The organism is Bacillus sp. RHFS10, from assembly GCF_016757475.1.
In the GTDB taxonomy this organism is placed as follows: Bacteria; Bacillota; Bacilli; order Bacillales; family Bacillaceae; genus Bacillus; species Bacillus subtilis_G.
Genome location: NZ_JAESPO010000006.1, coordinates 69,729 through 94,800 on the forward strand (window position 1 = coordinate 69,729; position 25,072 = coordinate 94,800).

The window sequence follows — 25,072 nt, forward strand, 5'->3', positions numbered from 1 at the left end:
TTTCGTTCAATGAAGAACAAATGAAGGACTTTTTTTATTTATGCGGCTACTCTATCGGAAGCAATCTTTATCGTTTTGTCGTTAGTTCCTACATCAAAATTGGAAAAGGACAGCACGCTAGTTAACACCACTACTGCCAATATAACTCGACTGATTTTCATTAATGATCTCTCCTTTTTTGATTTTATTTTTTGCTTCAACGCTCAGCATATAATATTCACTTGAACGTTGGAAATCCTGTTTTTGATGAAAAAATTGTGCGACTTCAATTGCATAGTTCTCTAAGTCTGCATACATTTTCATTGAATCAAAATATGCAAAAGCCTCACTAATTAATTCATATTCACCATCTGAAAAATAAAGTCCTTCTAATATTTTGAATTTGGAAGTATATTCCGGCTCATTTGTTTTTTTTACAAACTCGTGTCCTTTTTTAAAATAAACAACAGCAGATTCTTTGTCGCCTTGCTTTATCTTCACATGGGTCAAGATAAAAAGAGTTTTTGCAACAAAACTATGATCATTAACCTCAAGCAAATTCAACGCCTTTTTTAGATGGGTAGATGCACTTTCGTAATTTTTCAACTCATCGAAGCAAATACCTATATTGATGTGTGCCATCCCGATTAAATAATCTATTTTAATTTCTTTAGCAATTTTCAACGCTTCCAAAAATGTATCCAAAGCCTTTTCGTATTCTAGAGAGTCAATAAAGTTTCCACCTAATATAAATTGACACCTTAATCTCTGTATAAAGTAATCATCATACTTTATATATATTTCAAGAGCTCTATAAGCATAGTTAAGAGAAAAATATGTTTGCTTCATATAATAATAAACATATGATACTTTAAAAAAGAATTCTGCTTTCTCAATTTCGTCATCTACTTCGGTTAATTTAGATTCCGCTTTTCTATACGAAGTAATTGCCGCAGTTAATTCTTTTCTTCTAAATTCATACATCCCCATAAAGAAATGAAAGTAATATTCCAACATTCCAGTAACATTGCCCTGATCCTCCAACCTTTTCATAGCTAAATATGAGGTTTTTAACTCTTCTGTTTTTTCAGAATTCATATAATTAACTAACAATTCGTGTCGGAATTCGAGCAATTGATAATATAACAAAGCATCTTTACTTTTTTCCATGTTCTTTAGATCTATTTCAACTTCTTTTTTTATTCGCTCAGCTTGATCAAGATGCTCATTTTTTATATGAGTGTACCAATCATTTAATTTTTTAGTAACTACATCATATGGAATTTTATCTTTATCCAAAACACCTCGCAAAAAAATTCCCCCATCCTTACAATAATTGTGCGAATATTTACATTAATTGTATTATGTCAGAACACCCTTTATTTTACAAAGATGAATTGCAAAAAAGGTACATTATATCCACACTTTTGCGGTTTTTTTGCGGTTATAGCAATACTTTTGCGACTTGACGCCAACATCACGGCAATCCTTTTATAAACAGAAAAAAAAGAGGAGCAAACACATGGTTTACTCCTCTAACTTAGTTTCTTCACCTTTTGATTCTTCATAGTCTGGTGTTTTCCTTGATAAGCCAAGACGATCATTTTCACCGTTCATTGGCATACCATCCATCTCTTGATACTTATCGCCGACTTTCTCATAATAGGTATACGAAGTCAGTTCACGAAAAGCATCTTTCGGAAGGTAAAACGCAAATTGAATATATTTGCCTCCGTCATAAACTCTAATTAGTGCATTGTCTCGTTTATATATGGGGTCACTGTCATCTTGTTTTTCTTTATATTGATTGATTACCTCATCAATCGCACTATCATATTTGTTGCCTCCGCATGCAGATAAAACAATCATCATTATTAAACTAAGGAAAATTAAAAGGTTTTTCAAAATAAACATTACCTCCTTTTTCAATATTTAGTATAAACAAACAAATTAATCTTTTCCACTTTTTATCCATTTCCCTTAACCTGCACATTATCGACTAACCAACCATCTTCCTCTTTTTTCATAGTCGTTTGAACAATCAGTACTTGATTCGTAGTAACTGAATTTGCAGTTGTTGAAATTTCAACAATGTTTAAAAACAATTCATGAGATTGATCTAACGGTTTTGAATAACTCTCCAATGAAAGTAATTCACTTTGCACGCTGACTGTGTGCTTTTGATCTGAACGAGAAGGGAATGCATAATCAAACCCTTTTTCGGTTGTATGCTTCTTAACTGTTTCATATCGCTTATCTATGTCGGAATAATTAAAAAATGCTTCGAAAAATGCTTTATTTTCCGAAGCGCTGCTTGTTGATTCTATATGGTTCAATTCCTTGATTTTTTCTGTCAAAACTTCATTCTTATCCTTTAACTTTTCAATCTTATATGTTTGATGTCCATTCGTAAAAAATCCGGTCAGTAATATTAATAATAAACAAGCCGAAATCCATGCAATATGTGTTTTCATGTTTTCACTCCCAGTTATTTAATGCGTCCAAAAGATACAAGGTGCTCTCTCCAATAACCTGATTTCAGATTAGAATATTGGATTCCACTGTCATTTGAATTAAACATTCTGCCATTCCCTACATAGATGCCAACATGAGTAATAGCTTTGCCTTCATATGTGCCGCCAAAGAACACTAAGTCGCCCGCACTCGCTTCTTTTTCACTTATTTTCTTTGTTGCCCCATGTTGTTCTTGTGCTGTTCTAGGTAGAGTGATTCCAGCTTTCGCAAAAGACCACTGAACAAGGCCCGAACAATCAAATCCAGTTTTCGGGTTTGAACCGCCCCAAGCATACGGTTGCCCTTCATACTTCAAAGCTTCTTTCATGACTGTTTCATAAAAGTCCATAGAGCCATTCACAGGCGCTACATTTTTATCAGAACCTTTTACATACCTCATGACATGATCCACATAACTAGGGTCACCATAGCTTTTCCAGCCCATTTTAAATGCTTGCAATCGGCTAAAATCAAGTGCCAATTTCTTTGTGTATTTCCCGCCATTCTTTTTCACATAATCTATAAATCCAGAACCGAAGTTGTAAGCCTGTAAGGTTAAGCGAACATCACCGCCAGCCTGTTTAAAAACCTTCTTAAAATGTTTAATGCCGACTTCAATCGAATATTCAGGATCAGTTATGGAGTTTGGAGGTAAGCCGATACTTTCGGAACTTTGCATTATATCTAAAGAACGCCCACCACTTTCTTGCATGGTGAGCGCCATAATAATATTCACTTGGTCAAAAACGCCTTCCTGACGGGCGTATTTCTCAAATACTGCCCTAAATCGTTCCACTTCTGGTGCAATGCCAACCGTTTCATATTCGCCATCCCCACCACCTATGAAATCGTCTCCGACTTGATTTTCCCTTGAAATCGTCATAACTACTACGATACATAAAGCAAAAAAGAAGATAAAAGGAGCTGAGAACACCAAAGGAAGAACTACCTTTTTACTCATCATCTTGTTCTTTCATCCCTTCTCAGTCGATCTTCTACTTTTGATGAAGAGCGTCTTGCAATTTCATTTAACGATACTTGTTCAAACGTATTCAAGTTTTGTTCAGTTCGCTTAATGGTTTGTGATTGTGGCTGTTTTTCTCTTATTACAGTCTTGCTTTCAGCAGGTGCATCCGTCTGTTTTTTCCCAGCACGAATACCATCTGAATGAACTTTTGCGGGTTCAGATGGTCTGATTTTATGTTCGTTATTGGCAATAGGTTGATTTTCTACTTTTGCAGGTTGAGGGCTCTCAAAGCCATATTGCGGTTCAGATTGATTCGTCATGACTTTTTGGTCTGATCGTTTGATGTCTGCTGTTCTCTCTTGTGCTACAGGCTCACTCTTAGAAACTGAATCATCCTTCTGTTCTTCAAAGTCATGATGTTTTTCAGTTTCAGTATTCTGGTTTAGTCCTTCATGAACATATGCCTTTTGGTCTGTACGTTCTGTATCTTTCTCATTTTCCTGTAAGACTGGCGCTCTATTAGAAGTAGTTTCTTCATCATGTTGTAATGATGCATCGTCAGTTTGTTGCTGATTATCGGGCTGTTTAAGAAGCTGTTCAACATATTCTTTTTGATCTGTTCTGGCTGATTCATCCTTTTTATCCTGTAAGATAGGTGCTCGTTTGGATAACTCCTCATTTCTTTCATTCAAAGCATCTTTCAGCATAGGAGAGTTTATCCCGTCTTTTCTCAATCTGTCTAAATGGGATTGCTGTTTATTTTCTTTTGCATTCGCAAATGCTTCTTTTTGTTTCGCTTGTTCTTTCGATAGAGTTTGAGGATTTCGTTTTAAGTTTCGACTGTTATGACTAGCTATTCCGTTAGCAGTCTCTTTTTGCGGGGTTCTTGCAATGGCATGAGTATTATCATATCCCATAGTTGCCCCACTCGATGAATTACCGCCACTTCCACTTGAATCACCAGTTGCGCCATCAGCATTCGAACTATCTTTTCTTCCCCTAAAATTCTTTGCAAAATTCGTGAATGTGCCTGCCGTTCCTGTACTTAGTGCTCCACCTACTTTTTTCGCATTTTCCCAAGCAGGCTGAACAACGTTTTGTCTCATGTTTTCCAACATATTGTTATCAACTGAAACCACTTTTCCAGCAGTCACAAACTTGATAATTGCATCCCTTTTCACAAAACCAATCCAAAGAATTAAAGCGAGTACAGTAACATTCAGTAGATACTTTCCAAAACCATTTGGAGGAATTAACGTATCAACCATAAAACAAATGACATACACAAACAGAACAATGACTCCCAACATCGCTTTAAGTAGGTAAACACTCCCTAAGCGTCCAAGCGTAACAAATCCCGAATAAGCTAATTGGGGAACATACGCTAAGATGAAAGCAAATGGCACAAAGAACACAATCACGAGAGCGATTATTTGAAGCAAGAAATTAAAAAACGCTAGTGCTAAAAATGGAACACCAATCACAACAGAAGCGATCACAGCAATAAAAGACTCTCCAAGTTGAGCAAAGACATTTCCAGTGGTCATCGACTCGTTTTCATATTTTCGTATTTCCGTATCTTTAATATGGTCTTTTTTTGCTTCCTCTCCATCCTCAGAAAGCTTATATGAGAGAAGTTTATCGACCCTCGATAATTTACTTTTCGGATCGCCTTTTTCATTAATTTTTGCTTCACTCGTTTCACCAAAATTCACGATTAGAAAAGGTTTCATTAAAGCCATGTCAAAGTAAAGGTTACGCATGACCGCAACTGTACCTTCCATTTCCTTTCCTTTTTCAATCGCAGAACCATCTGCAAAATTCCCTTCATCTTGAACAATGCCAACCAACCCATTTCCCGCAGTCAAAAGCTTTCCTTGTGCTTCTACAGACAAAGCATTCAGCGCTTTCATGTAATAACCAGCGTTGGACATCCAAAGCCCGCCGATCACCATGACACAAATAAATAGAATACTCCGCCGCATTGCTTCTTTTGCGCTACCTCTCACACAGAACAGATAGACGACATAACCACACGTGAAGATGAATAATGCTTCACCAAAATTCTTTTTTAGAGTTTTATAAACCGATTTAGAGACATTTGTAATGGAGTTTGCGAACTCGTCAATCGGTTGTAAGTTATACAAAATATCCATTCCCGCATCAACTACACGAACGATGTTTCCCGCAAAAGAAAAAGTGACGTTTGTCAGTCCAACAAACGCCCCCTTTATTAAATCGCCAGATGCTTCATTATTCGCTTGATAGCGTGAGATAGGAAACCTTTTCACCTTTAATTCAACGCCGCCAGCCTTTTCGACTTTTGGCTGCGTGGTGGTATCTCCATCAGCCGAAAATACTGTTACAGTCGAAGCGACAGTTAAAAACAGCAACACAATAGCCGATACAATCAGAATCTTTTTTTTCTTCATCACAGCCACCTCCTAATCTAATCGAGTTAATAAATAAAATTGGTATCTGGCTTTCTCTAAGTCTCTCTGCGTTAGCAGTACGTTTTCGGGATATCGTTCATACAAAGAGAAACAGATTGCTTTTTGATATTTCATATGCCTAAAAGTCTTTCGGTTTTGTTCAATCTTGATGCCTAATAATTTTTGCAGAAACTGTGCCGTTGATTTATGCCCAATAAAACTTTTATATCGACCTTCATAATGATTCAGCCATTGTTTCACTTCGTCCAATGTGATTTTTTCTGCTTTATAAAAGCCTGGACTCGTAACAACGAGAGAGTTTAAGAAAGCTATTTCCATGTACGATTCAACCCCTTTTACAAATATTTTTCTTCCGCATATGCGACAGCTTTTTTCTCAACTGTTTTCAGAGCACCTTGCCATTCTTCGAATAGGCATTCAATTGAAATTTTGGAGGTACGGCCATAGTAATCTTTAAATAAGCATTGACCTTGGAACATGGATTCCATCATTTTTTTGTTTTCTTTTGTGACCTCCATGTTCATCCATTTCAACACTTCCTCACGTTCGTTTGGTTCATCAAAGGCGAAGGCAACGCCAAAGTTTCCGGAATCTTCTTCTTTCAAAGCGTCTTTTGTGGATTGGGAAATGAAGTATTCCGCATTGTTGTATGAGCGACCAATCCGGCGCATTTGTCTTTCTACTTTTTTTCCTTGTTGTGACGTGGTAAATATCCACGCTTCATCTATAAATTCAACAGTCTGTTCATCTTGATTCATGCCGAATAGTTCGCAGAACTTACCAAGCGCAAACATGACGGCACTAGACTTTAATTGTGATATGGTATAGTTCTCAAGTCGCTCAGCATGATCCGGCAAATCCATATTTTCAACTTCTAAAATGGTGATTCGCTTTTCAAGTGACAATGCAGGATTTGAACCATCATGAATACAAAGTTTCAAAATGGAATCTGACACGACCTCATTTAAATAGTCACCAGCTTTTTGTACAGCTTCTTCCGGATGGTTCTGCATCCTCCGAATAATATCAAGTGAGCCGACCTGTTCACCTTTCTGTTTTGCCTCAATTACTTCCGACGTAGCACGAAGGAAGGCTGTGTTCACATCGTCTTTCCCTTTAAAGTCATATACTTGTTCAAAAATGACTTGAACAAGCTCTTTCGCTTTCATAGGAGGGAGAAAGGAGATAGGGTCAAGCGCTCCCCAGTTGTGCGTGTTTTCATGATCTAGCGTGATATAGTTGTATTTCTCTAAATGTGCAATATATAAGGGAAAGTTCTCCCGAATGTACTCATCATTCAAGACTCTTTGAATCCACTTCCTCATTTCCTTTTTAGGGTCTATATACAGAGATTTGATGTTTAACATGCTGATATAGTTAAAGATCAATTTCGCCAAATACGACTTGCCGTTTCCTGTGTCTCCTGTGATCAGACAGTGGGGAGAACGGGTCTTTGAACCCTTTAACTGCTGATTGGCTAAAAACGGGTGAAATAACACAAAATCACGGCTAGACATAATGGCACTTTCTAAGTCAGTGTGTTCTTGGAAACGGTCAACCCAACCAAGGAAGAACCCAATTTTCGAACCAATATCAGAGTTAACAGCGAAAAGACCTTCTGCAACTCCATCTTGTGTCGTTTTTTGAATCCAGTTCTTGTCGGTTATATCCAATTTTTCGCCGGGAAGCATTTTATAAAAAAGGTTCAGTTGATCAGCTACCGGAAGGCGACATGTAATGCCAGCGCCTTTTAAGTGTCTTTTGACAATTGTTGCTTTACCCACACATTCTTTTTTTGTTTTCCCATGAACGACAATCACAGACAGCCAGTTCATCAAATGAACTTCTTCTTTCTTAATCTCATCTTGTAAATGTCTAACCATCGTTGCACTTGTGACAGTGGAGACATCACTTCGATCACCTGTACTTTGTTGTTCTTTTTGTTCTTCTTTTAGTTGCTGTTTTTTGAGGTTGAGGGCAGGTTTTGTGATTGATTTTGATTCCGTTTGAATTTTCATTTGGACTTCGACAGGGAAGGGAAGAGACTGCGCTTCATAAAACAAATCACTTTCAGACATGTTGTGGAGAAATTCATCAATCACCACAAAAGCCGTATAGCCTTCATCTTGATCACTATGCAGATGTAAAACTGATGGGTCAGTGGGGTCTATGATAGTGTTTGTAATAGAGCGAACATCCTTTATTTCACTTTCCTCATTCGTCTGGTGTTTCAATCCACGCACAAAGTGATAACGGTTAATGTATGTCATTTCTGATTCTGCAAGCCGTTCTCCGCGAACAGAAGCCATGATATTGGCTAGTGTTTCTTCGACTTCCTCATATTTTTCAAAAAAAGAGGTGGAAACATTTTGTTCCCACCCGAGCATTTTTACAACAGTATCAGTCGCCGTATTGAATAGAGATAAAATATTATCTTTTAGTTCGACACTAATATTGACAAGACTGCTTTTCAGTTTTACACCTAAAATGAAATCATACTTTGTCAGCCTTCCTAATCGCTGTTCTAACAGCCTTACTGTTTCTTCATTGTAGTAACGAGTCACATCCATTGCGTCTGCCGAAATATCTGTTTCTAAGTCCTTAAATCGTTTTTCCAATTCATACTCACTTGGATACATCATCAAGTGGAAATCCTCATAGGATGTAATTTCTTCAAAAAGATGCTGCCACTTCTTTTTATACGATTCAACTTTTTCTCTATTTTGCATAGGAATCGAATTGCTCTTTATTCGGTAGTACGCCCACACGTCGCCCGTTCTTGTTAACAGCAAATTCTTGTGTATTGCCTTCATAGGCGTTTTTAGTCTCATTCGAATAATCCACCACCTTCACAAGTTTTCGAAACTCAATTTGTTTTTCATTACTTAAATCAACCTTTCGGTCATTGCAAAACTTCTTTTGTGGAAGCTTGATGAAGAAGTAATACTTTGCAAAATCAATGAAGTATAAATAGATGTTTTTGCCTTCCGGCTTTATTTTCGTAACAAGCATTGTTAAAAAAATTGGTATTCCAAAAATCACGATGACGAAACTGTTATCAAAAGCGTGAGGAAAAATCATCCTCACGCCGTACCAAAATCCAAAGCAGATACCAACAAAAATGAAGTAGTTAATAGCCGGTATTAATTCAACTGCAAAAGGTAATGAATAGTTGTCGGTTAATTGCTGAATTTTTTTCGGCTCTCTCATTGCCTTCCGATAGTTGAACACCAGACGACTCATTCAAATGCCCCCTTACAATTTTTCCATTAGTGCATTGATCCAGCCGGAGAATTCTGACCAGTGTTTAATAATCCAAGTCACCGCACTGCCAATACAGCAGACAAAAATAATGCCGCCCATTTTTAATTTAGTAAGATGCTTTGCGGCTATGAACATGACCACGATCGTAATGAATTGGACAACAACATCTGATGCCCATCCTTTTACCCCTCCAAGTGTTGGAAGGTCTGCGCCAAGAATAAAGAAATTCACGAAATCCATATTTAAACCTCCTATTGATGTTTGAGTTTATTTACATAAAACTGACCGCTGTTTTCCGTAATCTCCAAACTGAATTTTTCATTTACCGGAATATCATTTTCTTTTTCCTTAAATCGAACAGCACAAAAAACCTCGAAACCTTTTTTCGTCTCGAAGATTTTCATTGACTGCACTTCCCCAAATAACAAGTTTCCTTCCAACGCTTCCGGCTTTTTCATCATATAAACCATTTCTTCTTTCTTTTCAGAAGCGTATTTCTCAAAGAAAGTATGAAGGAATGATTCGATAGATTCTTTTTTCTCGCCTGCATATTCGTCTCTAGTGTCTTCTTTACCCTTAGAAGCAATATCGCCTTTCAGATCATAAATCTGTGTAAAGTAAGGAACAGCAGACACCGCAAAGGAATCACCTTTATTTGTGACTGAAATATTCAGCAACATTTGTTTTTCGGATTTCTCGTTTGTTTTAACCTTTTCTTTCACCTTCTTTTTCTTCTTTCCGTCTTTAACTTCTTTTTCAACTTCCTTTTCTACAGGATATAAATTTTCATATGTGACCTTATATTGAAAAAGGCTGTTTTTATCACCTTCTTTCACGTTATATAAGCTATAACCCTTTAACTCTCGATCACCTTTTAAGCCATCTACATTAAAGCGATCTTCATCCTCAAAATGGTTATCTTCCTGTTTCACCATGTAGCTTTCAAGGCTCTGCATACGTTTTTCAATAGATTCTTGATCGTTCTTTACATTGACGTATTCATTGATGAACCCTGACAGAAAGTTTTCGGCAGCAGTCACCGAAATTTTTTGTTTGTCGTCATTTGTTGGCTTATTCGCTTCATCTTTAATGTCATTAAGTTGAGAGCGAGTATTAATTGACAGAAGCACAGCGAGCAAGCAGATGAACAGCAAGCCTCCTACACAAGACCACAATGTGACGGCTATCAGCTTCGACCTGTCGCGAGGTACTTTTTGTTTATCTTTTTCCGGTCTTTCAATTCGTTTCAGTTTTTGAAAGGCAGACCGAAAAAATGAATCTTCTTTTTTATCAGAGCTGATTTCTTTATTGAGCAACTTTTTCACACTCCTTCTGTTCAATTTGTTTCGTTCTTTCCAAGAAAGATAAAAAGGATGCTACACGATGTAACACCCTTTTTATGCTTTGATTCTCCATATAAACTTTTAAGCTAGTCATTCGACCGTCCGGCAAATACCTTGTCTTGTAGAATGTGTAACGATATTCAGCAAACCCTTTTACTCGTTCGCCCTCGACAACCAACATGCAGTCTCTGCTTAAACTTCTTACAAAGACTAAAGAGGGAATACCAACATTAAAACCCAAGCTTTTGAATCGTTTGTCTACAGCAGACAACGCACATTTTCACCCCTTATTGGTAGTAGCTAATTCCTTCAAACTCTACTATTCTTTCATCTGTCTCGGCGTCTTCATCCTCCAGTATGTTAAATGTGGCTTGAAGTTTGGCATTCACGTTATCTATAACCGCAAGAGTTTGGACTATGACCCTTTGAGCAACATCACTGTAAAAGACATCTTCCATCATTTTTTCAATCAATTCCTCAGCAATATCTAAACAGCCAAGAGACTCCAAATCACTCTCTAGTCGGGCCTGATTCAAAAGGTTAATATTAAACATGAACAATCCCCCCTTTAGTTCTTTCAATGCCAAGAACCACATAACCGGGACGCTGTTTATAATCAGTAATATATATAATTTGCGCTTCTAATTTCCGCCCAGTAAATTCATCCATCCATTCATGAAGTACCAGCGTATCTCCGACCATATAGAACCTGTCGTTTTTTCGAATTTCAAATTTCTTTACGTCTTTTAATACAGCTTCATAGTACTCTGGATATATCTTAAGATGATGCACTACCATGACAGCACACCTTTCTTATTTAATATCTTGGGTTTCACCCAAACCCACCAACGGAAGCCCGTTGGATTGCTGTTAATCTATCCCCCTATTCCCCCGAATCATCGGGGGACTCCCTCGCCGGTAGGCAGGAACAAACGGTTGTTTGTTCAATGCCAAGAGGGTTTTGGTGGCGCTGAATATGTCAACTCCTTATCCTCACTTCGTTCCGGTACCGTTGACACATACGTTTAATCGCATCACCTGTGTTTATAAAGATTTAGCAGCTTGTTTTTAAACGACCATGTCAGCAACATCAGCTATAAACACATTCAACATTTGTTCATGTTTTTTTGCCAGTTCAGCTTCTACGATCATATCTGACAGATCAGTTTGCCCTAGATGCTTATCAGCTTCAAGCACCATTTTCATAGTGGGAGCGCAAGAGTTACGAAGCCAGTTTCTTGATTTTTGATAGAAGTCTTTTTGTGGTTTGACGTACAAATGAAGTCTCCCAACATCACCTATAAATTCAGACCAAAAAAGGCTCGTTTTCCAATGCTCTCTAGTGATGGTTTCATCAGCATCAACGAACCTTACATAGTTATTAATAATTTGCATAGCGATTAAGGTTAAATCCTTTGTTTTCAATAAAGCATCTATTGCAACTTGTGCACGTTCATTTTTAAGCCGCAGTTCATAACGATTCCAATCGCCTAGTTCTTTCAACGGAATGTTATACTTTTCTGCTTGTTCATAGTTTTTTTCGTAAAAGCAAAGGTACGCTTCTGACTTTTTAGAACCAAAATATATTGTCGTTCCACCTGTATTGCCATCAGATAGATCAAAGGAGCCATTGAAATCCGATTTTCTAAATCGTGAAATACATTCGCCCTTTCGGGCTTTCTTCAATAATTCCGGTATAGAGAAGTACGTCTTTTTATCATCAATCGCCAAGTCAAAGCGAGTAAATGAACCGCCTTGCGCCATGCAATCTTGAAAGAAGTCATACCATGTTTTCTTCCGACATTCCAAGAAGGATTCAAACTGACGACAACCTTGACCGGACATTTCTATCAAAACACCTCTGTTATCATCCGGCGCAGAATAAAAGACTTTGATATAGTCCAGTTCGTACGTGCCAACGTAGCCATAGAAACCAGACGATTTTTCAGTCATAAAGTCTTTGTTAAGGTGAAGAATTCCTTCAATAATTCGGTCAACATCATGAGTTTTAAAAGAGACTCGAATATAGTCAACCATTGATACTAAAGGACTTTCAACGGTTTCATTTTCTTCTTTTACGATTACTACCCCCCTGTTAGCGTGGGGGGGTTGTTTTAGCTCATCCATTCGCTTCGCTCACTCCTTCGCCGCTGGCCGCCTGGTCGCTTACGCTGCCGCTGGCGACTGCCGTCGCCTGCGCTCCCTCGACTCCAGCCAGCGAATCTTTAATAGACGACATAAAATCATATCCTTTCGGCACGATAGGGCTGTAAAACTCCAACACCGAACCAGTACCAACATTGGCATATCCTCGCCCTGTCTCTTTTTTATTCACGTATGCTTTATCAACATCTCCAAACATCATTCCGTAACCCGTATCAGACATTAAACCTAATGACACACGGAAACTAAACTGATCACGGATACCGTCAGCCAAATATTTTGCATCTGGACGTTGTGCGCCTAAAACGAGAAAATAACCCGCCTGTCTCCCTAACATGACTAACTGTTTCATGTAAGAAAGGGCTTCATTTCTTTCTTTCATATCTAACAAATCCATAAACGCCACATACTCATCAAAGAAGATAAAAACCGGTTTTAAGCCTAAATAGGCATAGTTTTCACCTGTCTTATAGTTAGGCATCTGCTTCATTTCATCCATTCGTTCCATCATGCCGTCCACAGACTTTCTCAGACACATAAGAATACCGTTCTTTTGGGAATAAACCTTTTTCGGAAGCACTTCTTCCAAGTCTGCTAAATCAGCATTTTTAGGGTCCAATATTCTTACATCTGCCCCCAGTCCAACACATGCCTTGATGATCGTTAGCATGAAGTATGTTTTTCCTCCACCTGTACCACCCGCAATAAGCATGTGGGGCAACTTATCAAACTGCCATGAAATATGCTTCATTAACGGAAGGACTCCATTCTCTGCTACTGCATCATCAATAGAAATACGATTCTTTTTCACATCGTAAAGAAGCTTAAAGCATACAAAACCTTCTTCCATTTGCTTATCAACCAAGTCACAAAATAAGCCGTTTTCCAAATCCTTTCCTAAGTCTAGGAAGCGATTCTGAAAACGGCTCATGTCCATAGCAATACGAATATAAATGTGATTGTTTTTGACCTGATAATACATTCTAGGAAAGTATGCGATCTTTTCCTTTGTGTCAGTTTCATTTGAGAAGAGTTTTCTTACTTTCACATTTTCTTTCTCGTAATACTTATTGGAGAAAATCATTTTTGCGATCTTTTGTCTATGAAGGATTTTCTTATAACTGTTAAAGAAAAGAAAGTAAGATGCAGCTATACTTCCAACAGCAATTAACACAGAGCATAAAACGCTTTTAATAATCAAAGGCACATTCCACTCAAAGTGTTTTATTACTCGAGATATATCAAAATGAATCAGTTGTTCTCTCCAAAAGATGAACATAGACAATAAAAAAACAGGCACAAAGATGATTGCGCCTGCTAATTTTACGTTATTTCTCATGTACGGGCGGATTCGTTTGCCCCTGTATTTCCATAACCTTTTATTAAAGAAATCACTCATATTGATCATTAGAATTCATACCCCGACGATTTTTCTCTACAAGAGTGACAATACATTTCCCACACATAACCTCTCGGGACTTCTTCTTGATAATACTCTACGGCATTGTCTTCCTCACAACAATGACATTCGCCGAGTTCATTTGTAGGGATAACGACATTTTCAAAGTACACAGATTTAACGGTCTTCACTTCGTCATTACCTCCGTTTCCTTCAACATTAATATATCAACAAATTATTTCTTATCATTCCCGCCAGTTGCCGCCGCAGGTTTCACAGAAGAACCGCCTTTTACAACAATATCATCAGCTTCAAGTTTCCACATCACATTGGCAAAGGTTGAATCCCTTTGACTAGTCGCTATAGCGCTAATTTTTGGGTTTTTTAACTCAATGTCAGCAAAAGCAGGGATTTCTTTTGCTCCTGCATACTCAGGAATAGTTACTTCAATTTGACCACCTTGAACAGCACTAGCAATGTTATAAATCCTAGATTCCAGTATGTCAGTACGCTTATTGTTTTCCCGATCATAAACATATCTTTCTTTGTTAAGTCCCATGAATTTCATGTCTCCAAAAGTCATATTGATATCCGGTACAATAAAGTTTAAGTTCATTTTTCATATCCCCATTTCATTTTTTATTATTTATTTTCAAAAGAACATTAAATTTCAATTTTATACTTTGGATTCGCTCCGGTTCTGTATCCATCTTGGCGCTTATCAGTTGCTAACGGCTTTACGCCCTCATGGCAACCTAGTAGGCTAATTATAGCCATAAAGCTGACTACAGCTATTCCGCACGCTTATTCTAGCCTGCTACAGCATTTAAAGTGATTGCTGTTCATCACTCAAATACTCACGCATGACATTTTTATAAAAGTGCCGTATAATAAAGGTGTCTAATCTTTACACGGCGTTCTTGATGATCATTCGTCAAGGCGCTTTTTTTGTATATGTAGTTTTCAAGGAACAAACACTCCTAGCGACATAAGTTATACAAATCATCGTTATACAAAGTAAACACTTGGTTATCCTTCTTACTCAATGGACGAGTAGACCAGATACACCACCAATTCCAACCTTTTAAAAGCTCAGATATTTCTTCATTAGCCTTCAAATAATTATCAGCATCAACAACAAATGTTTCACACGTGGCATAGTCTTTAAAATGATTTAAATCCTTATCAGCCTTTAAAGCTTCAACATCAGTAATGATTGTTGCATTCACCCTTATTTTCATCGCATCCCCCCTTTCAAAGGATTCTTAACGGCTCCCTATAGTGGTATATAACGTCACACTATGGATGATTGTCGCAGCTTTTCAATGTCTTTTCTTCCAATGCCGTAATGCTTACATAACTTGCGATATGAAACGCCTTTTCGCAGTAATTCATTAACATTTTCATTTGTTAAGGGAAGGTTCAAATGATGATTTATGATGACTGAATTCAGAGCAATTTTCATTCGTGCTATCCAATCGCCTTCCATTTGTCTGGCTAAAGGAACTGCTTCCCGCATAAACGAATGTGTCTGATGTAAGTTCATACAATTTACCCCGTTTTACTTTGATTACTATCATATAAGAAACACTTTTCAAAATAACGTCTGTTAACTCTTCCTTTAACAACCTTATATCCCTGTTGTTTTAATTGTGCATTTAACTGTCTAATGACTTCATATGCTTTACCTTTTTTAACTTTCAGCAATTTAACAATGTCATCTACATTAAGAAAGTCATCCACTTTTCTCCCTCCATTTTGAAACGATATGTTGATAATTTAATTATATTGAAACTTTTTGTATAAGTCAATGATTTTTTGAAACAAAATGATTAAAATAAAAATACAAACACAATATAAAAAAACATAATGAATAAGAAATAATTTCAAATATCTTTTAAAAGCGATTGGATGATATAAAAATGACATTAGGACAAAGATTAAAAGAAGCCAGATTGAAAGCTGGTTATAAATCTCAAACAGAAGCCGCAAAAAAATTAGGTATTACAAGTCAGGTGTTATCTAATTACGAAGGAGGAAGACGCGATCCAGACACACAAACTTTAAAAGCATTAGCAGAGCTTTACAATGTATCCGCAGACCACTTGTTAGGAACTAAAAAAAAGAAGTCCTCAAAATTAGACGAATCAATTAACGAAGCAATAGAAGAATTAAAAAGAGAAGACACTTTATTATTAATGAGGAACGCTGATATAGATGAGGAAACAGCCCAATTGATTAAACAAGCATTAATCAATGGAATAAAATATGTTGATGCCATGAAGAAAAAGAAAGAGTGATTAAAATTTATACAAATCAATCGATAAAACACAAAGCACAGGAGATTATAAAAAAATTCACTTACAATGACCCTTATGAAATTTGTTCTATCCTAAGTATTCCTATTCTTGAAAGTAACTTAGGCCAAAAATTAAATGGTTTTCTTCAGTATTACGAAGAAGAAGATCAATACATTATTCAAGTAGCTAAGCACAGAGAATGCAAGAAGTTCATTGTTGCGCATGAACTTGGACACTACTTCTTACACAAACAATTAAACACGTTTAAAATGCTAAATTGCTCAATTACTTTAGAAGAAAAACTAGAAAGACAAGCTGACATTTTTGCCGCAGAACTTCTTATTACTGACAGGATGATATATGATGAGTTACCTTACATAAAACATTTATCTAACATCCAGTTAGCATCATACTTTAACATCCCACTATCAGTAATGAACTTAAAACTAGAACAAATGAAATTTTTCCCCTTACACAACTCTAATAATATTCCAAATATGATTTTAAATATCATTTGAAGTAAGGAGGTAATTCAAATATGCCTATAAGAAAATTGCCAAATGGTAAATATAGAGTTGATATAAGTTTAGGGATAGACCCAATCACAGGTAAAAGAAGAAGAACAACAAAAATTGCGACGTCTGCTAAAGAAGCAGAAGAAATTTACTATTCAACACGTAGAAAATTTCATAATGGCGATATGCCAAGTAGTGTTAAACGCACCGCATATTCATTTTCGGAACTAACCGAAAAATACTTAACGTTTAAAAAAAACGAAATAAAGTCATCCACGTACAAAGCTGTAGAGAATATAGTAAATAGCAGGATACTCCCTTATTTTAAAAATTCCACAATCAAATCCATTACACACCATGAAATCTTAAAATATAGAGAATCACTCCAAAAAGATAATCTAAAGCATACATACATCAATAAGATTATGTCTTATGTAAAAGATATATTTAATTTAGCGATCGAGGAAAACCTTTTATCAGAGCATCCAACGAAGAAAATAAAAAACTTGCAAATTAAAGACGCTTTGAATGAAGAGGATATTAGGTTCTGGACTCCAGAACAGTTTCAAACATTTGTCAGCATATTTGATGAAAAAAAATATAAGGATTTTTTCAAGAAATTATATTATACTTTTGCTTATTTTACAGGCGTGAGAATGGGTGAACAATTAGCGTTAGAGTGGAAAGATTTTAATAAATATACTTTTGAAATAAAAGTAAATAAAACACTAACAAAAATAAAACAAGGAGATGATTTTCTTGTTACAAACCCCAAAACTCCAAGTTCCAAAAGAGTAATTACAATTAATAAAAAATTAGCATCTTTACTTGTAGAGTGGAAATTAAAGCAAAAAGAAGGTCTTGGAAAATACGGTATAGAACAATCTGAAAAAACAAGGATTTTTAAATTTGATTATAAAACGCCAGACCGCGCATATTTAACAAATTTCATAAAGAGAGTATGCGAGAAGCATAATCTTGATTTACCACCAATTAGCATTCATGAACTCAGACACTCACATGTCGCCTTACTTATTAATAGGGGAGAAGACATTTATATCATTTCACAACGTTTAGGTCATAAGAGAACCACAACAACTTACGATATTTACGGACATCTTTTTCCTAGTCGACAAAAAGAACTTGCAGATCGTTTAGATGAACTATTTTAAATGAGACGCTTACCAATCTGAGTGCTCACCAACTGTACTCCAAAACACACGAGAAAATATAAAAAACAAGAAAAATAAACATAAAAAACACCTGAAATTCCAACATAATTAACTATTTGAAGCCATATTCAATCTTAGGTGAGATGGTTTCTTTTTTTTTGTTTGGGAAAACGGCTCATGTTCCGGGCAGCGTTTTCTAGTTGGATAGGCACATGGATTTGAATTCACTCTACTAAGTTGTTTTGATAGAGTGATTGTGATAATTTAAAATGTAAGCGTTAACAAAATTCTCCAGTCTTCACATCAGTTTGAAAGGAGGAAGCGGAAGAATGAAGTAAGAGGGATATGTTTGACTCCGCATTAAGTCTTTAATAATTAAATAAGGAGTGTCAATAATGTTTGAAAAACGGTTCAAAACCTCTTTACTGCCGTTATTCGCTGGATTTTTTCTGCTGTTTCATTTGGTTCTGGCAGGACCGGCGGCTGCGAATGCTGAAACAGCGGACAAATCGAATGAGCTTACAGCGCCATCGGTCAAAGACGGGACCATACTTCATGCCTGGAATTGGTCATTTAATACGTTAAAACACAATATGAAGGATATTCATGATGCAGGATATACAGCCATTCAGACGTCTCCGATTAACCAAGTAAAGGAAGGGAACCAAGGAAACAAAAGCATGTCGAACTGGTACTGGCTGTATCAGCCGACATCGTACCAAATTGGCAACCGTTACTTAGGTACTGAACAAGAATTTAAAGAAATGTGCGCTGCTGCTGAAGAATATGGCGTAAAGGTCATTGTTGACGCTGTGATCAATCATACCACCAGTGACTATGCTGCGATTTCTAACGAGATTAAGAGTATTCCAAATTGGACTCATGGAAACACACAAATTAAAAACTGGTCCGATCGATGGGATGTCACGCAGAATTCATTGCTCGGGCTGTATGATTGGAATACACAAAATACACAAGTACAGTCCTATCTGAAAGGCTTCTTAGAACGAGCATTAATTGACGGCGCTGACGGATTTCGCTTTGACGCCGCCAAACATATAGAACTGCCGGATGACGGGAATTACGGCAGTCCATTTTGGCCGAATATCACAAATACATCTGCCGAGTTCCAATACGGAGAAATCCTGCAAGATAGTGCCTCCAGAGATGCTGCGTATGCGAAATATATGAATGTAACAGCATCTAATTATGGACATTCCATGAGGTCTGCTTTAAGGAACCGTAATCTGAGCGTGTCGAATATCTCCCATTATGCGTCTGCTGTGTCTGCGGACAAGTTAGTCACATGGGTGGAATCGCATGATACGTATGCCAATGATGAGGAAGAGTCCACATGGATGAGCGATGACGATATTCGTTTAGGCTGGGCGGTGATTGCTTCCCGCTCAGGCAGTACGCCTCTCTTCTTTTCCAGACCCGAGGGCGGCGGAAATGGTGTAAGATTCCCGGGGAAAAGCCAAATCGGCGATCGAGGGAGTGGTTTATTTGAAGATCAGGCTATCGTTGCGGTCAATACATTTCACAATGTGATGGATGGACAGCCTGAGGAGCTCTCGAATCCGAATGGAAACAATCAGATATTTATGAATCAGCGCGGCTCGCACGGCGTTGTGCTGGCAAATGCAGGTTCATCTTCTGTCACTATCAATACGTCAACAAAATTACCTGATGGCAGCTATGATAATAAAGCTGGAGACGGTTCATTTCAAGTAACGAATGGTAAACTGACGGGCACGATCAATGCCAGATCTGTGGTTGTTATTTATCCTGACGATATCGCAAATGCGCCTCATGTCTTCCTTGAGAATTATAAAACAGGGGTCACACATTCTTTCAATGATCAGCTGGCGATCACCCTGCGTGCAGATGCGAATACAGCAAAAGCCGTGTATCAAATCAATAATGGGCAAGAGACAGCGTTTAAGGATGGAGACCAATTAACAATCGGAAAAGGAGCTCCATTTGGCACAACATACACCGTTACGTTAAAAGGAACGAACGGTGATGGTGTAACGAGGACCCAAGAATACACGTTTGTCAAAAAAGACCCGTCTTCAGCCAAAATTATCGGCTATCAAAATCCAAATCATTGGGGCCAAGTAAATGCTTATATCTATAAAGATGATGGAGGCCGCGCAATAGAGTTGACCGGATCTTGGCCGGGAAAAGCAATGACCAAGAATGCGGATGGTATTTACACGCTGACGCTTCCTGCGGATACGGATACAACGAACGCTAAAGTGATTTTTAATAACGGCAGCGCCCAAGTGCCCGGCCAAAACCAGCCTGGCTTTGATTATGTTCAAAACGGTTTATATAACAACTCTGGGTTAAGCGGTTCTCTTCCTTATTGAGGGAAGTGGAAACTCTCATAGAAACCATCATAGATGGTTTCTCAGCGTGTCGACAAACCCTCGCATTCGTTGTCAGTCCTGCGCGTTGGTGCTCACGAATTCCTACATTCGCTGTGCTCCAATGCTCGTCCTTCCTAGACTTCAAAGATTTTCAATCACGCTGAAAAGATGACAAAATGCTAAAATGGTTTTCATTTTAGCATTTTGTCAACAATCTGAGAAACCATCATAGATGGTTTCTTTTTTGTTCATAAATCAGACAAATCTTTTCTCTTGCAAAAGTTTGTGAAATGTTGCACAATATAAATGTGAAATACTTCACAAACAAACACCGAAGAAAAACAACCCTTGGAAGGATGATTAATGATGAATAAACATGTAAATAAAGTAGCTTTAATCGGAGCGGGTTTTGTTGGAAGCAGTTATGCATTTGCGTTAACGAACCAAGCGATCACAGATGAGCTTGTGGTCATTGATTTAAATAAAGAAAAAGCAATGGGCGATGTAATGGATTTAAACCACGGAAAGGCGTTTGCGCCGCAACCGGTCAAAACATCTTACGGAACATATGAAGACTGCAAGGATGCTGATATTGTCTGCATCTGCGCCGGAGCAAACCAAAAACCTGGTGAGACACGCCTTGAATTAGTAGAAAAGAATTTAAAGATTTTCAAAGGAATCGTCAGTGAAGTGATGGCGAGCGGATTTGACGGTATTTTCTTAATCGCGACAAACCCGGTTGATATTCTGACTTACGCGACATGGAAATTCAGCGGCCTGCCAAAAGAGCGAGTGATCGGAAGCGGCACAACACTAGATTCTGCCAGATTCCGTTACATGCTGAGCGAATACTTTGGTGCAGCGCCTCAAAACGTGCACGCGCATATTATCGGCGAGCACGGCGACACAGAGCTTCCTGTCTGGAGCCACGCGAATATCGGCGGTATGCCGGTTAGTGAACTTGTTAAGAAAAATAATGCATATAAACAAGAGGAACTTGACCAGATCGTAGATGACGTGAAAAACGCCGCTTACCATATCATTGAGAAAAAAGGCGCGACTTATTACGGTGTTGCGATGAGTCTTGCCCGCATTACAAAAGCCATTCTTCATAATGAAAACAGTATTTTAACTGTCAGCACATATCTGGACGGACAATACGGCACAGATGACGTGTACATCGGCGTTCCGGCAATCGTCAACCGCGGAGGAATTGCAGGCATCACTGAGCTGAACTTAAATGAGAAAGAAAAAGAACATTTTCTTCACAGCGCCGGCGTTCTCAAAAACATTTTAAAACCTCATTTTGCAGAACTAAAGGTCAACTAATCGCAACTATAGAGTAAAGGGCTGATTGTCAATGGTTGAGCAGCTGTATGATCCGTTTGGAAACGAGTATGTGAGCGCACTTGTGGCGCTCACTCCAATTCTCTTTTTTCTCTTAGCTTTAACTGTTTTTAAAATGAAAGGCATTCTCGCGGCATTTCTTACCTTAGCCGTCAGTTTCATCGTCTCCGTTTTGGCATTTCATATGCCGGTAGAAAAAGCGATTTCTTCTGTTTTGCTGGGAATCGGAAGCGGGCTGTGGCCGATTGGCTATATCGTCCTGATGGCGGTGTGGCTGTATAAAATCGCAGTGAAAACCGGAAAATTCACTATTATTCGTTCCAGCATTGCCGGCATTTCGCCTGACCAAAGGTTACAGCTATTATTAATTGGTTTTTGTTTTAACGCGTTTTTGGAAGGCGCGGCCGGTTTTGGTGTTCCGATTGCGATTAGTGCGGCGCTGCTTGTCGAACTTGGTTTTAAACCGTTAAAAGCGGCGGCGCTCTGCTTGATTGCGAACGCAGCCTCTGGAGCCTTTGGGGCGATTGGGATTCCTGTGATCACAGGGGCGCAGATTGGTGATTTGTCCGCTCTTGAGCTGTCACGGACATTGATGTGGACACTGCCGATCATCTCATTTTTGATTCCGTTTCTGCTTGTTTTCCTATTAGACCGAATGAAAGGAATCAAACAGACTTGGCCTGCCCTATTGGTTGTGAGCGGGCTGTATACAGCGGTTCAGACACTGACAATGGCGGTGCTCGGGCCGGAATTAGCAAACATCTTGGCGGCTCTATTCAGCATGGGCGGGCTTGCGCTCTTCCTTCGCAAATGGCAGCCGAAAGAGATTTACCGGGAGGAAGGAGCCGGCGAGGCTGGTGAGAATAAGGCATACAGTACCGCTGACATTGCGAAAGCGTGGTCTCCTTTCTACATCTTAACTGCGGCGATCACAATCTGGAGCCTTCCTGCTTTCAAAGCGCTTTTTCAAGAAGGCGGACTGTTGTATCAAACAACGCTTCTTTTTAAAATGCCTTTTCTGCATCAGCAAATGATGAAAATGCCGCCGATTGCGCCATCCGCCACGCCGTTAGATGCAGTCTTTAAAGTCGATCTGCTGTCAGCTACTGGTACAGCGATTTTAGCGGCGGTCATCGTGACAGGCCTGTTCAGCAAAAATTTCTCTTGTCGGGATGCCTTTGCGTCCATGAAGGAGACAGGAAAAGAGCTGTGGGTGCCGATTATGACGATCTGCTTTGTGATGGGGTTTGCCAATCTGGCCAACTTCGCAGGGCTCAGCTCTTCAATTGGGTTAGCACTGGCCAAAACAGGAGACTTGTTCCCGTTTGTCAGTCCTGTTCTCGGCTGGATCGGCGTGTTCATTACTGGTTCTGTTGTCAGCAATAACGCTTTGTTCGGACATTTGCAGGTTGTTACCGGAGCGCAGATCGGTGCTGGTTCTGATTTGCTGTTAGCCGCAAATACGGCGGGCGGGGTGATGGCGAAACTCGTTTCTCCTCAATCCATCGCAATCGCCGCCGCAGCGGTCGGCCAGACAGGCAAGGAATCTAAACTGTTTAAGCGGACAGTGGCGTACAGCCTCATTCTGTTATTGATCATTTGTATATGGACATTTATTCTAGCAAGATTAGGAGTGTAATCAAAAAAAGCAGTACATGCCAGCCATGTACTGCTTTTTCGTGTTAATTTACTTTCTTCGCCATTTCCGCTGTTGTTTTCACTCTGGCTTTTCCCATAAACAAAATGGTAACCGCCGCGAGGATAATTGGAATCAAAGCGAGCAAAAAGATGTACGTGATACTTGATGACATCGCGTCAATGATGCGATTCAGGATCACATCAGGAATTTGGGAGCGTGTTCCCGCTTGGAAAATCTCCTGTGGATCGCCGATATTTTGCGCGGCGCCTGAGCCTGCTGAGCCTTTCATACCGCTGAAGGCATCACTCAGCTTGTTTGTGAACACGTTTGTTTGCACCGTTCCGAAAATGGTGACGCCCAAGGTCATGCCGAATGACCGCAAAAATGAATTTGTAGAATTGGCCGTCCCCCGAAAGCGAGGTTCAAGATCGTTCATCGATGCCGCCGGCAGCAGAGAAAAATTAAAGCCTACACCAAAGCCGGTAATCATCATAAAGACTGTCAGCCATACCCGTGCCGTCTCCGGTGTCATATTGGATAAAAGCAGCATGCCGATAAAGAAAGCCGTGACAGATATCAGCATCAAATTGCGGAAGCTTGCCTTCGTTTGGAAGATCCCGCCGATCATGCTTCCGATGACTGATCCAATCATCATCGGCGTCAAAATAAAGCCTGCGCTTGTCGCAGAGCTGCCGTAAACCGCCTGAACGAAAATCGGAATAAATACCGCTAAAATAATAAATGTGCCGCCATACAGGAAAGCGAGAATCTGCGCTGTGGCAAACAATCGGTTTTTAAACATCCAGAAAGAAATGATCGGCTCTTCCGCTTTTCTCTCCACAATAAAAAAGGCAATGAAGAAAACGGCGAACACAATAAACAAGCCAATGATCTGAATCGAATTCCAATCGTATGTTTTGCCGCCAAGCTCAAGGGCGAACATCAGGCATACAATGGATACGACCAAAGTAATCGCGCCGCCCCAGTCAATTTTCTGCTTTCTGTGCTCCAGAGATTCTTTGTAATAGCGAATAATGAAAAACAATGACAATGCGCCGATCGGCACATTGATGTAAAACACCCAGTGCCAGCTGATCGCGTCTGTAATGATCGCGCCTAACAGCGGTCCAAGAACACTGGATAATCCAAATACAGCGCCGAACATGCCGGACATCTTACCGCGTTTTTCCGGCGGAAACAAATCAAAGATAATGGTAAAAGCAATTGGCAGGAGCGCGCCGCCTCCAATACCCTGAATGGCCCGGTAGATGATCAGCTGATTCATCGTCTGTGCAATCCCGCATAAAGCCGACCCGATTAAGAAAAAAATAAGTCCAAACAGGAAAAAACGTTTTCGGCCGTACATATCGGAAAGCTTGCCGTAAATCGGCATTCCGGCCATGACTGCCACCATATAGGACGCCGTTACCCAAGCGAATTTATCGAAGCTTCCAAGATCGGCTACAATGCTGCCCATCGCGGTGGCAACAATCGTATTGTCCATCGCAGACATCAAGATGCCCAGCAGGAGACCGAGGACCACAAATTTGGTGGAAGCCTGCTTTGCTAATGTTGTGTCCATTTGTTCTACCTCCTCTTACTTTTCTATGTAAGTTCTGATATCATGATAATAGTTTGGTCG

At 39.0% G+C, this 25,072-nt stretch carries 27 protein-coding genes; 6 read left to right on the forward strand and 21 right to left on the reverse strand.

The window, feature by feature from the left end:
• Positions 1 to 117: 117 nt before the first annotated feature.
• The 20 genes from JMN17_RS17950 to xis form a co-directional block, all read right to left on the reverse strand.
• On the reverse strand, positions 118 to 1,290 hold the full coding sequence (locus JMN17_RS17950; RefSeq protein ID WP_202328732.1) for a Rap family tetratricopeptide repeat protein: 1,173 nt from the start codon (positions 1,288 to 1,290) through the stop codon (positions 118 to 120).
• 216 nt (positions 1,291 to 1,506) lie between these two features.
• On the reverse strand, positions 1,507 to 1,884 hold the full coding sequence (locus JMN17_RS17955) for a cystatin-like fold lipoprotein (RefSeq protein ID WP_445291683.1): 378 nt from the start codon (positions 1,882 to 1,884) through the stop codon (positions 1,507 to 1,509).
• A gap of 62 nt (positions 1,885 to 1,946) precedes the next feature.
• The gene (locus JMN17_RS17960; protein WP_202328735.1) at positions 1,947 to 2,453 is read right to left on the reverse strand and encodes a hypothetical protein; all 507 of its coding nucleotides are present in this window, start codon (positions 2,451 to 2,453) and stop codon (positions 1,947 to 1,949) included.
• Between the two features lie 14 nt (positions 2,454 to 2,467).
• The gene (locus JMN17_RS17965) at positions 2,468 to 3,457 is read right to left on the reverse strand and encodes a bifunctional lytic transglycosylase/C40 family peptidase (RefSeq protein WP_202328737.1); all 990 of its coding nucleotides are present in this window, start codon (positions 3,455 to 3,457) and stop codon (positions 2,468 to 2,470) included.
• Positions 3,454 to 5,901 (reverse strand): CD3337/EF1877 family mobilome membrane protein, encoded by a 2,448-nt coding sequence (locus JMN17_RS17970; protein WP_202328739.1) that lies wholly within the window; start codon positions 5,899 to 5,901, stop codon positions 3,454 to 3,456. The genes JMN17_RS17965 and JMN17_RS17970 overlap by 4 nt, the downstream gene beginning before the upstream one ends.
• Before the next feature lie 3 nt (positions 5,902 to 5,904).
• A complete protein-coding gene (locus tag JMN17_RS17975) occupies positions 5,905 to 6,231 on the reverse strand; it encodes a YddF family protein (protein WP_084992079.1) in 327 nt (108 codons plus the stop codon).
• 17 nt (positions 6,232 to 6,248) lie between these two features.
• A complete protein-coding gene (conE, locus tag JMN17_RS17980) occupies positions 6,249 to 8,744 on the reverse strand; it encodes a VirB4-like ATPase ConE (RefSeq protein ID WP_202328747.1) in 2,496 nt (831 codons plus the stop codon).
• Positions 8,632 to 9,156 (reverse strand): conjugal transfer protein, encoded by a 525-nt coding sequence (locus tag JMN17_RS17985; RefSeq protein ID WP_202328748.1) that lies wholly within the window; start codon positions 9,154 to 9,156, stop codon positions 8,632 to 8,634. Before JMN17_RS17985 ends, conE begins: the two co-directional genes overlap by 113 nt.
• A gap of 12 nt (positions 9,157 to 9,168) precedes the next feature.
• Positions 9,169 to 9,417, reverse strand: coding sequence for a hypothetical protein (locus JMN17_RS17990; protein ID WP_202328750.1), 249 nt, complete (start codon positions 9,415 to 9,417; stop codon positions 9,169 to 9,171).
• Positions 9,418 to 9,428: 11 nt separating this feature from the next.
• On the reverse strand, positions 9,429 to 10,493 hold the full coding sequence (locus JMN17_RS17995) for a conjugal transfer protein (RefSeq protein WP_202328752.1): 1,065 nt from the start codon (positions 10,491 to 10,493) through the stop codon (positions 9,429 to 9,431).
• Positions 10,483 to 10,791 (reverse strand): hypothetical protein, encoded by a 309-nt coding sequence (locus JMN17_RS18000; RefSeq protein WP_009966625.1) that lies wholly within the window; start codon positions 10,789 to 10,791, stop codon positions 10,483 to 10,485. Before JMN17_RS18000 ends, JMN17_RS17995 begins: the two co-directional genes overlap by 11 nt.
• A gap of 16 nt (positions 10,792 to 10,807) precedes the next feature.
• Complete coding sequence (locus JMN17_RS18005) at positions 10,808 to 11,074, reverse strand: hypothetical protein (RefSeq protein WP_167340498.1); 267 nt, start codon at positions 11,072 to 11,074, stop codon at positions 10,808 to 10,810.
• Positions 11,067 to 11,318 (reverse strand): DUF3850 domain-containing protein, encoded by a 252-nt coding sequence (locus tag JMN17_RS18010; protein ID WP_202328754.1) that lies wholly within the window; start codon positions 11,316 to 11,318, stop codon positions 11,067 to 11,069. The genes JMN17_RS18005 and JMN17_RS18010 overlap by 8 nt, the downstream gene beginning before the upstream one ends.
• A 270-nt stretch (positions 11,319 to 11,588) precedes the next feature.
• Positions 11,589 to 12,647, reverse strand: a complete 1,059-nt coding sequence (locus tag JMN17_RS18015; RefSeq protein WP_202328756.1) for a replication initiation factor domain-containing protein — start codon at positions 12,645 to 12,647, stop codon at positions 11,589 to 11,591.
• Positions 12,640 to 14,082, reverse strand: coding sequence for a coupling conjugation protein ConQ (gene conQ / locus JMN17_RS18020; RefSeq protein ID WP_202328887.1), 1,443 nt, complete (start codon positions 14,080 to 14,082; stop codon positions 12,640 to 12,642). Before conQ ends, JMN17_RS18015 begins: the two co-directional genes overlap by 8 nt.
• Before the next feature lie 235 nt (positions 14,083 to 14,317).
• A complete protein-coding gene (helP, locus tag JMN17_RS18025) occupies positions 14,318 to 14,698 on the reverse strand; it encodes a helicase processivity factor HelP (RefSeq protein ID WP_202328764.1) in 381 nt (126 codons plus the stop codon).
• Between the two features lie 47 nt (positions 14,699 to 14,745).
• A complete protein-coding gene (locus JMN17_RS18030; RefSeq protein WP_202328766.1) occupies positions 14,746 to 14,859 on the reverse strand; it encodes a hypothetical protein in 114 nt (37 codons plus the stop codon).
• A gap of 203 nt (positions 14,860 to 15,062) precedes the next feature.
• The gene (locus JMN17_RS18035; RefSeq protein ID WP_202328767.1) at positions 15,063 to 15,323 is read right to left on the reverse strand and encodes a hypothetical protein; all 261 of its coding nucleotides are present in this window, start codon (positions 15,321 to 15,323) and stop codon (positions 15,063 to 15,065) included.
• A 53-nt stretch (positions 15,324 to 15,376) separates the two neighbouring features.
• Entirely contained in the window at positions 15,377 to 15,628 is a 252-nt protein-coding gene (locus JMN17_RS18040; protein ID WP_202328769.1) for a hypothetical protein, read from the reverse strand.
• 5 nt (positions 15,629 to 15,633) lie between these two features.
• Complete coding sequence (gene xis, locus JMN17_RS18045) at positions 15,634 to 15,825, reverse strand: ICEBs1 excisionase (protein WP_202328771.1); 192 nt, start codon at positions 15,823 to 15,825, stop codon at positions 15,634 to 15,636.
• A 179-nt stretch (positions 15,826 to 16,004) separates the two neighbouring features.
• Here xis and JMN17_RS18050 point away from each other — a divergent pair, with 179 nt between their 5' ends.
• From JMN17_RS18050 to JMN17_RS18075, 6 genes are all read left to right on the forward strand, one after another.
• Complete coding sequence (locus tag JMN17_RS18050) at positions 16,005 to 16,382, forward strand: helix-turn-helix domain-containing protein (RefSeq protein ID WP_202328773.1); 378 nt, start codon at positions 16,005 to 16,007, stop codon at positions 16,380 to 16,382.
• The gene (locus JMN17_RS18055; RefSeq protein WP_202328783.1) at positions 16,379 to 16,900 is read left to right on the forward strand and encodes an ImmA/IrrE family metallo-endopeptidase; all 522 of its coding nucleotides are present in this window, start codon (positions 16,379 to 16,381) and stop codon (positions 16,898 to 16,900) included. Before JMN17_RS18050 ends, JMN17_RS18055 begins: the two co-directional genes overlap by 4 nt.
• 20 nt (positions 16,901 to 16,920) lie before the next feature.
• Entirely contained in the window at positions 16,921 to 18,069 is a 1,149-nt protein-coding gene (locus JMN17_RS18060) for a tyrosine-type recombinase/integrase (protein WP_202328785.1), read from the forward strand.
• A 395-nt stretch (positions 18,070 to 18,464) separates the two neighbouring features.
• Positions 18,465 to 20,444, forward strand: a complete 1,980-nt coding sequence (amyE, locus tag JMN17_RS18065; RefSeq protein ID WP_202328792.1) for an alpha-amylase — start codon at positions 18,465 to 18,467, stop codon at positions 20,442 to 20,444.
• 363 nt (positions 20,445 to 20,807) lie between these two features.
• Positions 20,808 to 21,773, forward strand: coding sequence for an L-lactate dehydrogenase (locus tag JMN17_RS18070; protein WP_202328804.1), 966 nt, complete (start codon positions 20,808 to 20,810; stop codon positions 21,771 to 21,773).
• Positions 21,774 to 21,804: 31 nt separating this feature from the next.
• A complete protein-coding gene (locus JMN17_RS18075; protein WP_087993134.1) occupies positions 21,805 to 23,430 on the forward strand; it encodes an L-lactate permease in 1,626 nt (541 codons plus the stop codon).
• 43 nt (positions 23,431 to 23,473) lie between these two features.
• Here the strand turns inward: JMN17_RS18075 and bmr3 are convergent, their stop codons facing one another.
• Positions 23,474 to 25,012, reverse strand: a complete 1,539-nt coding sequence (gene bmr3 / locus JMN17_RS18080; RefSeq protein WP_202328806.1) for a multidrug efflux MFS transporter Bmr3 — start codon at positions 25,010 to 25,012, stop codon at positions 23,474 to 23,476.
• Positions 25,013 to 25,072 lie beyond the last annotated feature (60 nt).

Coding starts and splice junctions, on each gene's coding strand:
- JMN17_RS17960 (WP_202328735.1), bottom strand. CDS start 2,453: ATGAAAACACATATTGCATGGATTTCGGCTTGTTTATTATTAATATTA.
- JMN17_RS17965 (WP_202328737.1), bottom strand. CDS start 3,457: ATGATGAGTAAAAAGGTAGTTCTTCCTTTGGTGTTCTCAGCTCCTTTT.
- JMN17_RS17975 (WP_084992079.1), bottom strand. CDS start 6,231: ATGGAAATAGCTTTCTTAAACTCTCTCGTTGTTACGAGTCCAGGCTTT.
- conE (WP_202328747.1), bottom strand. CDS start 8,744: ATGAGACTAAAAACGCCTATGAAGGCAATACACAAGAATTTGCTGTTA.
- JMN17_RS17985 (WP_202328748.1), bottom strand. CDS start 9,156: ATGAGTCGTCTGGTGTTCAACTATCGGAAGGCAATGAGAGAGCCGAAA.
- JMN17_RS17990 (WP_202328750.1), bottom strand. CDS start 9,417: ATGGATTTCGTGAATTTCTTTATTCTTGGCGCAGACCTTCCAACACTT.
- JMN17_RS18005 (WP_167340498.1), bottom strand. CDS start 11,074: ATGTTTAATATTAACCTTTTGAATCAGGCCCGACTAGAGAGTGATTTG.
- JMN17_RS18010 (WP_202328754.1), bottom strand. CDS start 11,318: ATGGTAGTGCATCATCTTAAGATATATCCAGAGTACTATGAAGCTGTA.
- JMN17_RS18015 (WP_202328756.1), bottom strand. CDS start 12,647: ATGGATGAGCTAAAACAACCCCCCCACGCTAACAGGGGGGTAGTAATC.
- conQ (WP_202328887.1), bottom strand. CDS start 14,082: ATGAGTGATTTCTTTAATAAAAGGTTATGGAAATACAGGGGCAAACGA.
- helP (WP_202328764.1), bottom strand. CDS start 14,698: ATGAACTTAAACTTTATTGTACCGGATATCAATATGACTTTTGGAGAC.
- JMN17_RS18030 (WP_202328766.1), bottom strand. CDS start 14,859: ATGGCTATAATTAGCCTACTAGGTTGCCATGAGGGCGTAAAGCCGTTA.
- JMN17_RS18035 (WP_202328767.1), bottom strand. CDS start 15,323: ATGAAAATAAGGGTGAATGCAACAATCATTACTGATGTTGAAGCTTTA.
- JMN17_RS18040 (WP_202328769.1), bottom strand. CDS start 15,628: ATGAACTTACATCAGACACATTCGTTTATGCGGGAAGCAGTTCCTTTA.
- JMN17_RS18050 (WP_202328773.1), top strand. CDS start 16,005: ATGACATTAGGACAAAGATTAAAAGAAGCCAGATTGAAAGCTGGTTAT.
- JMN17_RS18060 (WP_202328785.1), top strand. CDS start 16,921: ATGCCTATAAGAAAATTGCCAAATGGTAAATATAGAGTTGATATAAGT.
- amyE (WP_202328792.1), top strand. CDS start 18,465: ATGTTTGAAAAACGGTTCAAAACCTCTTTACTGCCGTTATTCGCTGGA.
- JMN17_RS18070 (WP_202328804.1), top strand. CDS start 20,808: ATGATGAATAAACATGTAAATAAAGTAGCTTTAATCGGAGCGGGTTTT.
- JMN17_RS18075 (WP_087993134.1), top strand. CDS start 21,805: ATGGTTGAGCAGCTGTATGATCCGTTTGGAAACGAGTATGTGAGCGCA.
- bmr3 (WP_202328806.1), bottom strand. CDS start 25,012: ATGGACACAACATTAGCAAAGCAGGCTTCCACCAAATTTGTGGTCCTC.